Genomic DNA, 15,504 nt, shown 5'->3' on the forward strand with positions numbered 1-15,504 from the left:
TGTTTTCCCGCCGCTGCCGATGAGGGTTCGCGTACTTGGATGTTCCGGCGCCATTGCCCAAGGCTGCCGGACCACCGCATTCCTGATCGACGACGACACGCTCATCGACGCCGGTACCGGCGTGGGGGATCTGAGCGTCGACGAGATGCAGCGCATCAACCACGTGCTGCTCACGCACGCACACCTCGATCATGTGGCTTCGCTGCCGCTCATGCTTGATGCGGTGGCCTCTCGACGGCTGGCGGATGGTCGACCCGCGCTGGCGGTGCACGCACTTCCCGGCACCATTGCCGCCTTGCGGACGCACATCTTCAATGACGTGATTTGGCCGGATTTTTCACGCATCCCGTCTGAGGCGGAGCCCCTGATGCGCTTCGTGCCGTTCGATGTCGGCGATGTCGTCAAAGTCAACGGCAAGTGTTTTGAGGCCCTGCCGGCCGTGCACACCGTCCCGGCGGTGGGCTTCGCGGTGGCTCGCGAGGGCGGTGGCGCGCACTGGGTGTTCAGCGGAGACACCGGTCGCAACCCGGCCTTTTGGAGCCGCATCAACCAGCTGGATGTGGCGCAACTCGTCATTGAAACGGCCTTTAGCGATCGCGAGGCCGACTTGGCGCACCGCAGCCAGCACCTGGCGCCGATGCTGCTGGCCGAGGAACTGCGCCACATCGCGCCGGGCAACCGCTACCCGATCCACATCACCCACACCAAGCCCGCGGAGACTGACCTGATCGCGGACGAGATCCGGCGAATGGGGCTCGATGCGCCGCACGACATCCGTTGGCTCAGCGCGGGGCAGGTGTTCGAGGTCTGACAAATTCTGTCGGCCTCGACGCGGGCGACAAAATTTGTTCCGTTTCGGATAGGTCAAAAGGCCGCGATTGGTCGTCCACTGGCCGGTCATCCACCCAGTCGGCGCGCTCATCTGTCACAGCCGGCTGGCACGCCATCTGCAGAAGGGGATGCGTCTCAACCCCAACCCCCCTTTCCGGAGGAGTTCTCAATGAAGCGTACGATTCAAAAAGGTTTCACCCTGATCGAACTGATGATCGTGGTAGCCATCATCGGCATTCTGGCGGCGGTGGCGCTGCCAGCGTATCAGGATTACACGACACGTGCCCGCGTGTCGGAGGTGATGCTCGCGGCTTCCGCTGCGCGCACTGCTGTCAGCGAAGCAGCTCAAACCACCGGCAGCATGCCCCCTTCGGCCAGCGCTGGTGACCTGTTCGACAGCCAAACGTCCACGTACGTGAATTCGGTGACGTATGCGCAAACTACCGCCTCCGTTGGTGTGGTCACCGCAACGGCTCAGGGCGACCCGGCCATCAACACCCGTACCATCACGCTGACCGGCACGATGGGTGGCAACGGACAAGTCACGTGGGTGTGCAGCGGCACTATTCTGTCCAAGCACCGTCCGGCCTCCTGCCGCTGATAGCTATCAACACTCAGTGATCGCGAAAAAGGGCCCCGGAGGGGCCTTTTTTTTTGAGACCCCGCAAATGCAAGCTGTAAAGAACCTTCCGATTTGGACGCCTCTAGCGTCGTTGGCGTTGGCTTTGGCTTGGCTATTGCCCAATGCGAGTCCGCCTTGGCTGGCATTCCACAAGGACGCCTGGATCGCCGGGGCAATTGGGGTGGTACTGGTTGTAATGGTTTGGAAAACTCGTCGGCAAGTTGATCTGCCTGCGACCGTCACGCCCCTTGTTTTCGTGTTGTTGATGTTGGCCGGACTCACCTTCGGCCAATGGGTGTTTGGGCAGATATTCTTTGTAGGCCATGCGTTGTTGGGCGCGGCCTATTTTCTGGCTGCTGCGCTCTCCGTGGCCTTGGCTCAACGCTGGGAAGCGGCAGAACCGCACGCGGTGGGTGACTTCTTTTTTGGGGCGATTCTCATTGCGGCGCTGGTCACCACAGGATTCATGCTTGTCCAATGGCTGCAGCTGTCCCAGTGGGAGGTGTGGATTCAGCCGGTGCCTATCGGAAGGAGGCCGTTCGGCAACCTAATTCAGCCCAATCACGCAGCGTCTGTGCTGGTTCTGGCCATGGTTTCTCTGCTTTGGTGGGCCTACAGGGGCAAGCTGGGCACGTCAGTGGGGCTGCTTGGGGCATCCTATCTGTCCGTGTTCGTCGCCATGACCGGTTCGCGAATTGGCCTGCTTTCCCTCTTCTCGGTGGTGGTTGCTACCCTGGTCATGGTCTTGCGATCACGGCAGTGTGGCTCCTGGAAATGGGTGTTGCTGACACAGATGGTGTTGATTCCACTGTGCGCTGTCTTGCTGAGCTGGGACTGGGGCCCGAACGTCTCGATGGGCACGGGGCCATCGGGGGCGCTGCAACGCGAACTCGCCGGCGCACGGCAGCAGGTGTATGTGGGTTACCTCAACGCCGTATTGAATCGGCTTTGGTTGGGTTATGGATTTGCCCAATCGGTGTCGGCACAGGCCTATTTGTGGGAGATCGGAATCGCGTTGCCTGGGCTTTTCACCTGGGCTCATAACGCCTTTCTCGATCTCGCGTTGTGGTTCGGGTTGCCCCTATCCATCCTCGCTGTAGTTGCGGTGGCCTTCACAGTGTGGCGATTGATGTCCGCGCCGCAAAGCACTGCTCGCTGGATTTACATGGCAGGTGTGCTGGTAATCTTTCTGCACGGCATGGTGGAGTTGCCACTGGCTTATGCGTACTTTCTGTTGCCAATTGCTCTGTTAACAGGAGCCGCACAAGCGGGAGCTCGCTTGCCGGGAGTAACGATTCCTCTCCCGGTGGTCATGGGTGCTCTCTTCTCCATGTGCTTGTATCTGGCGGTGCTCTGGTATGACTACCTTCGCGTCGAGCACGCCTTTAACATTTGGCGCTTCAAGCATAGCAATATCGGTACCTATCACCCCAAAGAAATCCCGAGTACGCTGGTCTTGGACCAGTTTGAAGCGTTGCTCACGGGGCTTAGAGCCGAAGGTGCCCTGGATCCAAGGGCTTTGCGTGGCTTTCAGGAGGCGGTGCTGCTGCATCCATCGGCGTCGGCCTTGCAGCAACTCGCGGAAGTGCAAGTCCGCAGTGGCCAAGTGCAGGCAGCCCAGCAAACGGCGGATCTCGCCTGGTTGTTGTCGCTGCCAGACGTTCGAAAAGCGTTGGCACGCCGTTGGCAATACCTCGCCAGCTTGAATCCGGCCTACACAGCAGTCACGTGGAGAGAGGACTGAGCGGGGCGGCGAAGAAATGCCCACTCTTGCCTCCCCTCTTCTCCCTCAACCTCACCCCCTCAACCACCATCCCCCTATCCACCGCCTTGCACATGTCATAAATCGTGAGCAAGGCCACCGCCGCCGCCGTCAGGGCCTCCATCTCCACCCCCGTCTGCGCCGTGCACTCCGCCGTCGCCGTGCACAACACGCTGCAATCGGCGGCTTCCACCGTCAACTCCACCGCCACCCGCGTCAGCGCGATCGGGTGGCACAGCGGAATGAGATCGCTGGTCTTCTTGGCGGCCATGATGCCGGCCAGCCGGGCCACCCCCAGTACGTCGCCCTTCTTTGCCGTGCCCGATTCGATCAACGCCAAGGTCGCCGGCTGCATCGTGATCCGTCCTTCGGCGATCGCGATACGGTGAGTGCTTGCTTTTGAGCCCACGTCCACCATGTGGGCCAGGCCCTGGGCATCGAAATGAGTGAGAGGATTGCCGGACGCCGCCGGAGAAGAAGGGGACTTGGACACGTTCTTGACGCCTGGTAACGCCGCTTCATGGCGGCTTTGCGCGTTCGCGCGGTGAACCGGTAAGGGGTTGGGGGCATCATACGGCCATGTTTTCGACCCCTGCGGGCCCCCGGCGGCCCCCGCGATTGGCGCTCTCGCTGCTGGCGCTCGCACTGGCCTGGCCCGCAAGCCTCGTTCATGCGCAGAACGATGCTGCCGCCCGCGCCGCCGCGCAGCGCCCGGGCGCGAACGCCCAAGGCAACCCGGGCGGCAACCTCGCGCTCCCCAGCCTCGGCGACGGCGAAGGCCTTACCGTGTCCGCGGAGCGCCGCCTCGGCGACCGCATTGCCCGCAGCATCTACCGCGACCCGGACTACCTCGACGACGCCATGCTCGTCGACTACCTGCAGCTCCTGTGGCAGCCTCTGCTGGCCGCCGCCAAGCAGCGCGGGGAGGTGCCGTCCGAGCTGGCCGAGCGCCTGGCCTGGGAACTCATGATTTCGCGCGAGCGCAGCGTCAACGCCTTCGCCTTGCCCGGCGGCTACCTGGGCGTCAACCTCGGCCTGCTCGCGGTGACGGAGCGCCCCGAGGAATTGGCCTCGGTGCTGGCGCACGAGCTGAGCCACGTCTCTCAGCGCCACATCGCGCGGATGATGTCGAACGAGCAGCGCATGGCGCCCTGGATGATCGGGGCCATGATCCTCGGCGCGCTGGCGGCCGGGTCCAACCCGCAAGCGGCGGGTGCCGCCATCGCAGGCGGCTCGGCCGTGGCCGCGCAGCAGTCGCTCAAGTTCTCGCGCGACATGGAGCGCGAGGCCGACCGCGTCGGTTTCGGTGTGCTTACGGGCGCGGGCTTCGACGGACAGGGCTTTGTGAGCATGTTCGACAAGCTGGCGCAGGCCTCGCGATTGAACGACGACGGAGCCTTCCCCTACCTGCGAAGCCACCCGCTCACGGGCGAGCGCATCGCGGACATGCAGTCGCGCCTGCCCTCAGCCACTGCGGGGGTGGGCCCGCGCGCGGACGCCCCCGTGCGCCCCGCCGGCCTGCCTTCGGCCGCGATGCACGCGCTGGCCTCGGCGCGCGCGCGCGTGCTGGCCGAGCGCAACAGCACGCGCTGGTCCGGCTGGGTGCAGATCGCGGCCGGGCCCGCGGCGAAGCCCGGCGACCTTTACGCGGGTGCCTTGGCCGCGCAACGCCTGGGCCAGCACGAGCGCGCGGCCGAGTTGGCCCAGCGCCTGCGCACCGCCGTGACCGGCAGCGACGCGCGCGGCATGGCCGACGCCTTGATGCTGGAGTTGCTGATGTCGCCCGGTGCGCCCGCCAATCCGCCCCTGCTGGCCGAACTGCGCGACGCGGCGATGGCCTCGGGTTCGCGCGGGCCGCTGCTGCTGGGCGCCCAGGCCGCCATCTCCAGCGGGGAAGCCGAGCGTGCCGCTTCGCGCCTGCAGGTCTGGGTGGTGGACCACCCGCGCGACGCACAGGCTTGGCAGATCCTGTCGCGCGCGCACCAGAACCGAGGTCGCACGCTTCGCGCGGTGCGCGCCGAGGCCGAGGCGCGGGCCGCGCATTTCGACTGGGACGGTGCGCTCGAGCGCCTGAAGGCCGCACAGGCCCTTCCGCCCGCTCAGCGCAACGCCGATCCGATCGAGCTGGCCATCGTGGACAGCCGCCGCCGCGACGTGGAAGACCGCCTGCGCGAGGCGATGCGCGAAGAAGACAAGCGCTGAGCGCCGGGCCAGGTTTGGATTGCCGTGACGCTGGCCGGGGGCGCCAGGCGAGCCAGGCTCAGGCTCAGGCTCAGCCCAGGCGAAGGCTGCGCAAGGCGGCGTCCACCACCAGCATGATCACCGAATAGATGATCGAGCCCAGCAGGGCCGCCCAGAAGCCGGCCACGTAGAAGCCGTCGAGCACGCTGGCCGCCGCCCAGAACAGCAGGGCGTTGATCACGAACAGGAACAGCCCGAAGGTCACCAGCGTCACCGGCAGCGTCAGCAGCACCAGCACCGGGCGCAGCAGCATGTAGAACAGGCCGATCACCGCCGCAGCGATGAGCGCCGACGGGAAGCTGCGCACTTCCACGCCGCCATACAGCCAGGCCACCAGCAGCAGCGCGCAGGCCGCCAGCACCCAACGCAGGATCAGCCGCATGCCTGCCTCAAGCCTTCTCGGACGCCGCCGCGCGTTGCGCGACGCGGCGGTTGTGCATGTAACCCAGAGCCAGCACCACCACGATGGTGAGCACCACGAAGCCCCAGTAGGCCGCCAGGTGCGAGGGCTCGCCGCCTTTGAACCAGGGCGCCAGCAGCTTCTCGTTCACCACCATCTTGCCCGCGGTGAAGGCCAGCACGCCCGCGCCGATGTACATGATGGCCGGGTACTTCTCGACCAGCTTGAGAATCAGCGTGCTGCCGAACACCACGATCGGGATGCTGATCAGCAGGCCCAGGACCACGAGGTCGAAGGCGCCTTGCGCCGCGCCGGCCACGCCCAGCACGTTGTCGATGCCCATCACCGCGTCCGCGATGATGATGGTCTTCATGGCGCCCCAGAAGGTGGTGGCGGCCGGGCCGTGTTCGTCGCCATCGCCTTCTTCCTCGGCGATCAGCTTGTAGGCGATCCACATGAGCGCGACGCCGCCGATGGCCATGAGGCCCGGGATGCGCAGCAGCCACACCACCACCAGCGTCATGGCCGAGCGCACGACGATGGCACCGACCGTGCCCCAGACGATGGCCTTGCGCTGGTGCTGCTTGGGCAGGTTGCGGGCGGCCAGGGCGATCACGATCGCGTTGTCGCCGGCGAGCACGAGGTCGATGAGGATGATGGCCAGCAGGGCGGACCACCAGGCAGCGGACATGAATTCCATGATGAAAAGGGGCTCCAGAGGGGAAGAAGTCTGAAGGTCTCGCCCGGCGCCACGTGTCCGTGGGCCCAACGCGCCGGGTGTCGCCGCCGAGCGAGCACCGTATTGACGACGCGTTGACCGGCGCGACAAGGCACCAGAAGGAGCCGCCGCCGCGCCCGGGAGCTACTCCCCTTCCGCGAAACCGTGGATTGTATGCGGCGCGGCCACTGGCCCACCAGTCGGTCCCACCGTGAAACTGCGTACGCAGTATCCCTCACCCACGGCGGCCCACGCCGTGGGGGCGTTTTATCATCGCGCTCCCATGGCCGGCATCCACATCACCGACATCGAAGCGGCCATCAACTGGTGGCGCGAACGTTCCCCTTCGCCCGACGGCGTTTCCCTGCCCGCGCCCACGCGCGCGCTGGCCGAGGTGTACGCGCAGATGGTGTTCTTCCACGAGGCCGAGGCCGACGAGAACAGCATGCCATCCAAGGCCCGCGAGGCCTGGCTGGCCTGGTACGCCACCACGCCCGACACGCCCTGCATCGCCATCTGCTCCACCAGCCAGGGCGACGACGTGTGCAAGGGATGCGGCCGCCTGTTCGAGGAGGTGCAGCGCTGGACCGAGATGTCGCCGGGCGAGAAGCGCGCCACCTGGCGGCGCATCACCATCGAGGGCGATGCCTGGCGTTTCAACCGCTACCGCGAGCGGGCCGCCGCGTAGAGGCGATCCGCCGCGCCCTGCAAGGGGCGGACCCGCGAAGCGGCGGAGCGAGGGGGCCAGCTCAGGCGCGTTTGGCCAGTTCCGCCGCCTTGCCGGTGTAACTGGCCGGCGTCATCGCCAGCAGCCGATCCTTCTCGGCCTGCGGAATCTCCAGGCTTCGGATCAACGCGTGCATGGCCTCGGCCGTGACGGTCTTGCCGCGCGTCACTTCCTTGAGCTTCTCGTAGGCGCCCGACACGCCGAAGCGCCGCATCACCGTCTGGATGGGCTCGGCCAGCACCTCCCACGAGGTGTCGAGGTCGGCGGCCAGCGCCTCCTCGTTCAGTTCGAGCTTGCCCAAGCCCACGCCGAGCGCGTGATAGGCCAGCACCGCGTAGCCCAGGGCCACTCCCATGTTGCGCAGCACGGTGGAGTCGGTCAGGTCGCGCTGCCAGCGGCTCACGGGCAGCTTCTCGCTCAGGTGGCGCAGCAGGGCGTTGGCCAGGCCCAGGTTGCCCTCGGCGTTCTCGAAGTCGATCGGGTTGACCTTGTGCGGCATGGTCGACGAGCCGATCTCGCCCGCCTTGAGCTTTTGCTTGAAGTAGCCCAGGCTCACGTAGCCCCAGATGTCGCGCGCGATGTCGACCAGGATGGTGTTGGTGCGCGCCACCGCGTCGAACAGCTCGGCCATGTAGTCGTGCGGTTCGATCTGGATGCTGTAGGGCTGGAACGTGAGGCCCAGGCCCAGGGGTTCGGGCGTCTCCACCACCTTGCGGCTGAAGGCTTCCCAGTCGAAGTCGGGCCAGGCCGCCAGGTGGGCGTTGTAGTTGCCCACCGCGCCATTCATCTTGCCCAGCAGCTTCACGTTGGCGACGCGCTCGCGCGCGGCGGTCAGGCGCACCACCACGTTGGCGAGCTCCTTGCCCACGGTGGTGGGGCTGGCTGTCTGGCCGTGGGTGCGGCTGAGCATGGGCACGGCCGCGAAGCCGTGCGCCATTTCGCGCAGCTTGTCGATCACCGCGTCCAGGGCGGGCAGCAGCACCTGCTCGCGCGCGCCCTTGAGCTGCAGCGCGTGGCTGGTGTTGTTGATGTCCTCGCTGGTGCAGGCGAAGTGCACGAACTCGGCGGCGCGCTCCAGCTCGGGCCGGGCCTCGAACTTCGACTTGATCCAGTACTCGACGGCCTTGACGTCGTGGTTGGTGGTCTTCTCGATGGCCTTGATGGCGTCGCCATCGGCCTCGCTGAAGTTTTTCACCAGGCCCAGCAAGTAAGTGCGCGCACCGGGCGACAGCGGCTTGAATTCATCGAAGCCCGCGTCGGACAGGGTGATGAACCAGGCGATTTCAACCTGCACGCGCCGGTGCATGTAGCCCAGCTCGCTCATGAAGGGGCGCAGCGGCGCCAGGCGCCCGGCGTAGCGGCCGTCCAGCGGCGACAGGGCGGTGATGGGGGAGAGGTCGGCGCTCGTGGGCGCGGCGGGAGCAGGAGTCTGGCGCATCCCGGAATTGTAGGAGTGCGTCCGTTCCGGGCCACAGGGAGTGCCGGGCGCGTCAGGCGAAAGGCCCTGGTCGCTCGCTAGAATCGCCAACCGTTCCCAAGCCCCACAGACCATGAAACTCATCGGAGCCGTCACCAGCCCCTACGTGCGCAAAGTGCGCATCGTCATGGCCGAGAAGAAGCTGGACTACCAGTTCGTGCTGGAAGACGTGTGGTCGGACGACACCACCATCGGCGCGTCCAACCCGCTGCACAAGGTGCCCTGTCTGGTGATGGAAGGCGGCGAGGCGGTGTTCGACTCGCGCGTGATCGTCGAGTACCTCGACGGCCTGTCGCCGGTGGGCAAGCTCATTCCGCCCTCGGGCCGCGAGCGCGCCGAGGTCAAGACCTGGGAGGCCCTGGCCGACGGCGTGCTCGATGCCGCCGTGCTCGCGCGCCTGGAGTCCACCTGGCCGCACCGCACGGCCGAGCAGCGCAGCCAGGCCTGGATCGACCGCCAGATGGTCAAGATCCACGCGGCGCTCAAGTCCATGAGCCAGGGCCTGGGCGACAAGCCCTTCTGCTCGGGCATCCACTTCAGCCTGTCCGACGTGGCCGTCGGCTGCGCGCTGGGCTACCTGGATTTCCGCTTCCCGGCCATCGACTGGCGCGGCGACTTCCCCAACCTCGCCCGGCTGAACGACAAGCTGGTGCAGCGCCAGAGCTTCATCGACTCCCTGCCCAGCGTCTGAGCGCCGCCCGGCCGCCCGAAGGCGCTCGCACCGCAGACGCGGGCGAAGGTACACCAGTGAGCCCGGTCGGGCCTTTCAGGCCAGCACGCCCGGTAGCGCCTGGCGCAGGGCGCGCCGCTCGCTGATGCGCGGCACCAATTCGAAACGGTCGATCAGCGCGCGCGCCGCGTGCAGCCCGGCCTTCCACCCGTCTTCGTGAAAACCGTCGCCGCACCAGGCGCCGGCGTACCAGGTGTGGTGCCGGCCCTGCAGCGCGGGCAGGCGCCACTGCGCGCGGACGGCCTCGAGGTCGAACACCGGGTGCGCCACGTCGAAGGCGCCGAGCACCCGTTCGGGCGCGATGCTGCGCGAGCCGCCGAACGAGGCCAGCACCGGTTGCGCCACGGGCAGCGGCTGCGTGCGGTTGAGCAGGCAATGCAGGCCGCCGGGCTCGCAGTTCCACGCCGCCCATGCCCCGCGCGCGGCCGGCAGCACGGAGGCGTCGGTGTGCAGCACGGCGCGCCGGCTCGGGAAGCGGATGGCGCCCAGCGTGGCGCGCTCTTCCTCGGTGGCCTCCTCGCCGAGCAGGGCCAGCGACTGATCGGCATGGCAGGCCAGCACCACGGCGTCGAAGCGCTCGACCTGCGCATCGGTGACGAGGCGCACGCCCTGCCCGTCGCGCGCGACATGGCGCACCGGCGTGGACGGGCGCGCGTCGCCGATGCCCGCCACGATGGCCTGCACGAACGCGCGCGCGCCGCCCACCACGGTGAACCACCGGGACCGTCCGCCCAGGCGCAGCACATCGTGCTGGCGCAGGAAGCGGGCCGCGGTCAGCAGGGGCGCGCGCAGCACCTCCTCGACCGGGCATCCCCAGAGGCCGCTCAAGAGGGGCAGCAGGCAGTCGTCGCGAAAGCCGCTGGAGAAGTGGTGCTCGCGCAGGTAACCCTCCAGTGGTTGCCGCAGGGGCGTGTCGGGCCCGGTGTCCGCACTGGGCCGGGCCAGGGCGGCGCACGCGCGCTTGAAGCGCCGGGCGTCGGCCAGCATGCGCCAGAAGCGCGGGCTGGCAACGTGGCGCCGTTGAGAGAACAGGCCGGCCAGGTCCGTGCTGCTCCACGCCAGCCCGGTACCGGGCACCTGCACCGAGAACGACCCGTCCGACGCCGCCAGCGGCACGCCCAGTTGCGTGAACAGGGCCAGCAGATTGGGGCTGGTGCGTTCGTCGAGCACCAGGAAGCCCGCATCCACGCCGACGCTGATCGGCGCGCCGCCGGCATCGGGCAGGGCCATGTCGAGGGTGCGGGTGTGGCCACCGAAACCCTCGGCGGCTTCGAACAGCGTCACCTCGGCCAGGCCCTGCAGCGTGTGCGCGGCCGCCAAGCCGGCGACGCCGGAGCCGACGATGGCCACGCGCGCCTGGGAGCGGTGGGTGGGGGTGACGCCCGGGGTCATGTGCGCCCCAAGGCCGGGGCCGCCGGGCGGGCCCGGCGGCCGGTTGGACAAGAAACTGCGAAGCGCCCCGACGCGAACAAGGGAGGGAGGGAGGAGGAGGAGAAGCGCCTCGGGATTGCATCCGGAGCCCAGGGGCCCGGAAGGCTTCGCAGCAGAAAACGGTGTTCGGGTCGCTCCCTCGCCGACACGGGGGGTTGGAGCGCGTGCCGGCGCGGGAAGTTCCGCGGGAAATGTGTATCGGTTTCGGTGCGGGTCATAGGGCAATCCGGGTGCCCGTTATACCCCCCGCCTACAATATTGCGCGTTTTGCCTGTCGTTGAGAGAAGACCATGCTGTATCCCGAACTGTTCAAACAACTGGAGTCCGTCCGCTGGGACATGGACAAGGACATTCCGTGGGCGCAGTTCGACGCCAGCCAGCTCAGCGATGAACAGGCTCAGACGATCAAGATGAACGCCATCACCGAGTGGGCGGCGCTGCCGGCCACCGAGATGTTCCTGCGCGACAACCGGGACGACTCCGACTTCTCGGCCTTCATGTCCATCTGGTTCTTCGAAGAGCAGAAGCATTCACTGGTGCTGATGGAATACCTGCGCCGCTTCCGCCCCGACCTCGTGCCCAGCGAGCAGGAACTGCACGATATCCGCTTCGAGTTCGACCCCGCGCCCGCGCTTGAAACCCTGATGCTGCATTTCTGCGGCGAGATCCGCCTCAACCACTGGTACCGCCGCGCGTCCGAGTGGCACAGCGAGCCGGTGATCAAGCACATCTACACCACGCTCAGCCAGGACGAAGCACGCCACGGCGGTGCCTACCTGCGCTACATGAAGCGCGCCATCGGCAAGTTCGGCAACGAGGCCCGCGCCGCGTTCGCCAAGGTGGGCGTGCTCATGGCCAGCGCGCGGCGCACCGCCCAGGCCCTGCACCCCACCAACCTGCACGTGAACAAGGCGCTGTTCCCCAACGACACCATCCAGAGCCGCCTGCCCAACCCCGAGTGGCTGGAGCACTGGCTCGACCAGCAGATCAACTTCGACGCCGTGTGGGAAAGCAAGGTGGTCGACCGCATCCTGCACAACCTGAGCCTGCTCATGGACGGCCGCTTCAAGACCGTGCAGGAACTCAACCGCTTCCGCAAGTCGCTCGGCGCCGCGCCGGCGGCGGCCTGACCGCCCGTTCACACCTTCTCAGGCCCCGGCGCGCCGCCGCGCGCGCCAGCGGGTCCACCCCGCGCCCAGCGCTCCGAAGCACGCGCCCCAGGCCGCGCCGGCCAGGTGAGCGGCCTGCACCACCGACATCTGGTTGCCCGGGTCCCACACCACCGGGCGCGCCCAGCCCTGCTCCAGCCACAGCTTGAGCAGCAGGCCGGCCATGAGGAACGTGCCCCAGGGGCGCAGCGCGCGCGGGCCGCCGAGCAGCAGTTGCACCGCGAGCACCGCCACCCCCGCGTGCAGCACCCCTGACAGGCCCACCGCGTAGCCGATCAGCGGCCACAGCACCAGGCTCATCTGCATGAGCGGCCAGCTCAGCGCCCAGGCCAGCGTGGCCGCGCGCGTGGGCCGCAACCACCAGCCGGCGGCGGTGAGCGCGCCCAGCGCGAGCTGGTTGCCCACCAGGTGCGGCGTGTTCAGGTGCACCCAGGCGCTGGTCCACAGCGTCCACGGTTCCTGATGCCATTCGGCGGAACGCCACACGAGCGCCTGCACCGCCGTCTCCTGCGACCACCACAGCACCATGCTCGCCACGCCGTGCAGGGCACACAGCGCGAGCCAGCTGCGCGAGCCTCTCATGGGCGCGGCGCTCAGGCGCGGGGGTTGCCCAGCACCTGCGTCCACAGCGCGCGCACGGCGTCGGACTCGGCCTGCAACTCGGCCGGATCGACCTGCGTGGAGGCCTCATCCAGACGTGCGCGGTGCTGCACCTGGCGCAGCCGGCGGTAGGCCAGCGCGGCGGCCTCGCCCATGCCGGGGGGCAGCAGGCCGGCGGCCTCGGCGCGGCGCAGCAGGTTGATGTTGCCGGTGTTGGCGCGCAGCTCGGGGTGCTGGCGCGAGTGCAGCAGCACCAGGTACTGCACCACGAACTCCACGTCCACCATGCCGCCCGGGCTGTGCTTCACGTCGAAGCGCCCGCTGCGCAGCGTCTGCGCGGAGCGCACCTTCTCGCGCATGGCGACGATCTCGCCGGCCAGCGCGGCGGCGTCGCGCGGCGCGGTGATGACGGCCTCGCGCACGGCGTCGAAGCGCCCGGCCAGGCCGGCGCTGCCGAGCACGAAGCGCGCGCGCGTCATGGCCTGGTGCTCCCAGGTCCAGGCGGTGTTGCTGCCGCGTTGGGTCTGGTACTTCTCGAAGGCCTCGAAGCTGGTCACGAGCAGGCCCGAGTTGCCGTTGGGCCGCAGCGCGGTGTCGATCTCGAACAGGTCGCCCTCGCCGGTCTTCACCTGCAGCCAGTTGATCATCTTGCGCACGAAGCCGGCGTAGATCTCGCCCGCGTTCTCGTGCTCGTCCTCGTAGACGAAGACGATGTCCAGATCGCTGCCGTAGCCGAGCTCCTTGCCGCCCAGCTTGCCGTAGCCGATGATGGCGAAGGCCGGCGTGTCCTGGTGGCGGTTCTTCAGCCGTTCCCAGCACCAGCGCGCGGTCAGGCGCAGCACCGAGTCGGCCAGGGCCGACAGGTCGTCGGCCACCTGCTCCACCGTGAGCACGCCTTCCACGTCGCGCGCCAGCGTGCGGAAGGTCTCGGCGTGGTGGGCGCGGCGCAGCAGGTTGAGCAGGGCCTCCTCGTCGTCCTCGCCCGTGATGCGAAGCGAGGCGCGCCGGGTCTCGCACTCCGCCTCGAAGGCTTCGGCGTCGAAGCGCTCGGCCATCAACTGCTGGCTGGCCAGTTCGTCGATGACGCCCGGGTGCTGGATGAGGTAGCGCGCCGGCCACCTGGCCGCACCCAGCAGGCGCAGCAGGCGCTCGTGCACCGAGGGGCGCTCCTGCAGCAGCGCCAGGTAGCTCTCGCGGCGCAGCAGCGGCTCGATCCAGTCGATCATGCGCAGCGCGGCGGTCTCGCTCACGCGGCCTTCGTCGATCCAGGAGCCGGTGCGCTGCACCAGTCGCACCAGGCGCGCGCGCGTGTCCTCGCGCAGGGCCAGCACGCGCGGGTGCTCGCACCAGCGCTGCACGCGCTCGGCCAGCGTGGCGGGCAGTTGCGGCAGCACCGCGCCCAGGTCGTCGTCGGCGGCGCGCGGCGCGGCGCCGTTGCAGCCCTTGCCCTTGCAGGCGCCCGGGCTGCCGCCGAGCAGGGTGTCGAATTCCTCGGCCACCAGCTCGCGGTGCGCGTCCAGCGCGTGCAGGAACGCGCAGGTGTTGGAAAAGCCCAGGGTGGCGGCCATCCAGGCGAGGTCGTCGTCGCGCTCGGGCAGCACGTGGGTCTGCTGGTCGTCCAGGTACTGGATGCGGTGCTCCACCTGGCGCAGGAAGACGTAGGCCTCGGCCAGCGCCTGGGCCTTCTCGGGGGGCATCAGGCCAGCCTTGGCCACGCGCTGCAGCGCGTCCAGCGTGGGGCGCGTGCGCAGCTCGGGGAACTGGCCGCCGCGCACCACCTGCAGCAGTTGCACGGTGAATTCGATCTCGCGGATGCCGCCGCGCGAGAGCTTGACGTCGTTGGCGCGGCCCGGGTTGCCGGCGGCGCGGCGCGCCGCGTGCTCGCGGATCTGGCGGTGCAGCACGCGCAGCGACTCGAACACGCCGTAGTCGAGGTAGCGGCGGAACACGAAGGGCAGCACCGTGCCGCGCAGCGCGGCCATGCCGTCCTTGTCGGCCAGCGCGCTGGCCGGCGCGATCACGCGGCTCTTGAGCCAGGCGAAACGCTCCCACTCGCGGCCCTGCACGAGGAAGTACTCCTCCAGCGCGCCCAGCGAGACCACGCTGGGGCCGGAATTGCCGTTGGGCCGCAGCGCCAGGTCCACCCGGAACACATTGCCGTGCTCGGTGGTTTCACCCACCGTGTTGTAGAGGTGCTTGACCGCCTTGGCGAAGTACTCGTGGTGGCTGATGCGGTGTCGGCCCTCGGCGTTGCCCGCGGTCTCGCCGTCCTGGTCGTAGACGTAGATCAGATCGATGTCGCTGGACACGTTGAGTTCGCGCGCGCCCAGCTTGCCCATGCCGATGACCCAGAGCTGCGCGCGGGCGCCGTGGGCGCACAGCGGCGCGCCGTGCAGGGCATCGAGCTCGGCGAAGGCCAGGGCACAGGCCTGGTCGAGCGCGAGCTCGGCCAGTTCGGTGACCGCGCCCGTGACGGCCTTGAGCGAGGCGCCGGCCTCGCAGTCGATCACCGCCAGACGCTCGAGCACGAGCTGGCGCAGCACGCGCAGCGCCGCGGGCAGCGGCAGGCCCCGGGCCATGAGCGCGTCCAGGCAGGCGCGCATGGCGGCCTTGTCCGGCGCACCGGGCGGCAGGCAGGCCAGCTCGGCGGCGTAGCGGCGGCGCACGCGCTGCACGAAGCGGGAGTGGTCGGCCTGGCGGGTGGCCGGGATCGGGGCGGCGGTGGTGGTGTTCACAATCGTTGACAAGCCGTGCTCAGCACCACCGGAACCTGTCCGGTGTCCCACCCTCATAATT

At 68.3% G+C, this 15,504-nt stretch carries 14 protein-coding genes; 7 read left to right on the forward strand and 7 right to left on the reverse strand.

Annotated elements, in window-relative coordinates:
* Positions 1–19: 19 nt before the first annotated feature.
* The 3 genes from VLG41_RS22510 (at position 20) to VLG41_RS22520 (ending at position 3,197) form a co-directional block, all read left to right on the forward strand.
* Positions 20–811, forward strand: a complete 792-nt coding sequence (locus VLG41_RS22510; RefSeq protein WP_325351670.1) for a 3',5'-cyclic-nucleotide phosphodiesterase — start codon at positions 20–22, stop codon at positions 809–811.
* Between the two features lie 189 nt (positions 812–1,000).
* The gene (locus VLG41_RS22515; protein ID WP_325351613.1) at positions 1,001–1,432 is read left to right on the forward strand and encodes a pilin; all 432 of its coding nucleotides are present in this window, start codon (positions 1,001–1,003) and stop codon (positions 1,430–1,432) included.
* 67 nt (positions 1,433–1,499) lie between these two features.
* Positions 1,500–3,197: a PglL family O-oligosaccharyltransferase gene (locus tag VLG41_RS22520; RefSeq protein WP_325351614.1), complete on the forward strand. Its 1,698-nt coding sequence runs from the start codon at positions 1,500–1,502 to the stop codon at positions 3,195–3,197.
* Here VLG41_RS22520 and moaC read toward each other — a convergent pair.
* The gene (gene moaC / locus VLG41_RS22525) at positions 3,178–3,708 is read right to left on the reverse strand and encodes a cyclic pyranopterin monophosphate synthase MoaC (RefSeq protein WP_325351615.1); all 531 of its coding nucleotides are present in this window, start codon (positions 3,706–3,708) and stop codon (positions 3,178–3,180) included. The two genes, VLG41_RS22520 and moaC, sit on opposite strands and share 20 nt — an antisense overlap.
* 86 nt (positions 3,709–3,794) lie before the next feature.
* Here moaC and VLG41_RS22530 point away from each other — a divergent pair, with 86 nt between their 5' ends.
* A complete protein-coding gene (locus VLG41_RS22530) occupies positions 3,795–5,417 on the forward strand; it encodes a M48 family metalloprotease (protein WP_325351616.1) in 1,623 nt (540 codons plus the stop codon).
* A 70-nt stretch (positions 5,418–5,487) separates the two neighbouring features.
* Here the strand turns inward: VLG41_RS22530 and VLG41_RS22535 are convergent, their stop codons facing one another.
* Positions 5,488–5,838, reverse strand: coding sequence for a phage holin family protein (locus VLG41_RS22535; protein ID WP_325351617.1), 351 nt, complete (start codon positions 5,836–5,838; stop codon positions 5,488–5,490).
* 7 nt (positions 5,839–5,845) lie between these two features.
* On the reverse strand, positions 5,846–6,556 hold the full coding sequence (locus VLG41_RS22540; protein ID WP_325351618.1) for a TerC family protein: 711 nt from the start codon (positions 6,554–6,556) through the stop codon (positions 5,846–5,848).
* Between the two features lie 301 nt (positions 6,557–6,857).
* On the opposite strand from VLG41_RS22540, the gene VLG41_RS22545 reads away from it, so the two are divergent.
* The gene (locus VLG41_RS22545) at positions 6,858–7,262 is read left to right on the forward strand and encodes a DUF3717 domain-containing protein (RefSeq protein WP_325351619.1); all 405 of its coding nucleotides are present in this window, start codon (positions 6,858–6,860) and stop codon (positions 7,260–7,262) included.
* Positions 7,263–7,323: 61 nt separating this feature from the next.
* On the opposite strand, the gene purB is transcribed toward VLG41_RS22545, so the two are convergent.
* A complete protein-coding gene (purB, locus tag VLG41_RS22550; protein WP_325351620.1) occupies positions 7,324–8,739 on the reverse strand; it encodes an adenylosuccinate lyase in 1,416 nt (471 codons plus the stop codon).
* A gap of 112 nt (positions 8,740–8,851) precedes the next feature.
* Here purB and VLG41_RS22555 point away from each other — a divergent pair, with 112 nt between their 5' ends.
* Positions 8,852–9,469 carry a glutathione S-transferase N-terminal domain-containing protein gene (locus VLG41_RS22555; RefSeq protein WP_325351621.1) on the forward strand — a complete coding sequence of 206 codons (618 nt, stop codon included), beginning with the start codon at positions 8,852–8,854 and terminating at the stop codon, positions 9,467–9,469.
* 75 nt (positions 9,470–9,544) lie between these two features.
* Here VLG41_RS22555 and VLG41_RS22560 read toward each other — a convergent pair whose 3' ends face one another.
* Positions 9,545–10,900: an NAD(P)/FAD-dependent oxidoreductase gene (locus VLG41_RS22560; RefSeq protein WP_325351622.1), complete on the reverse strand. Its 1,356-nt coding sequence runs from the start codon at positions 10,898–10,900 to the stop codon at positions 9,545–9,547.
* A 329-nt stretch (positions 10,901–11,229) separates the two neighbouring features.
* Between VLG41_RS22560 and VLG41_RS22565 the strand changes: the two genes are divergently transcribed.
* On the forward strand, positions 11,230–12,069 hold the full coding sequence (locus VLG41_RS22565; protein WP_325351623.1) for a ferritin-like domain-containing protein: 840 nt from the start codon (positions 11,230–11,232) through the stop codon (positions 12,067–12,069).
* A gap of 18 nt (positions 12,070–12,087) precedes the next feature.
* Here VLG41_RS22565 and VLG41_RS22570 read toward each other — a convergent pair whose 3' ends face one another.
* Both VLG41_RS22570 and glnE read right to left on the reverse strand, forming a co-directional pair.
* Positions 12,088–12,690 (reverse strand): rhomboid family intramembrane serine protease, encoded by a 603-nt coding sequence (locus VLG41_RS22570; protein WP_325351624.1) that lies wholly within the window; start codon positions 12,688–12,690, stop codon positions 12,088–12,090.
* Positions 12,691–12,701: 11 nt separating this feature from the next.
* A complete protein-coding gene (gene glnE / locus VLG41_RS22575; RefSeq protein WP_325351625.1) occupies positions 12,702–15,500 on the reverse strand; it encodes a bifunctional [glutamate--ammonia ligase]-adenylyl-L-tyrosine phosphorylase/[glutamate--ammonia-ligase] adenylyltransferase in 2,799 nt (932 codons plus the stop codon).
* Between the last annotated feature and the right edge of the window lie 4 nt (positions 15,501–15,504).

The sequence above is a fragment of the Hydrogenophaga sp. genome (assembly GCF_035481345.1).
Taxonomy (GTDB): Bacteria; Pseudomonadota; Gammaproteobacteria; order Burkholderiales; family Burkholderiaceae_C; genus Hydrogenophaga.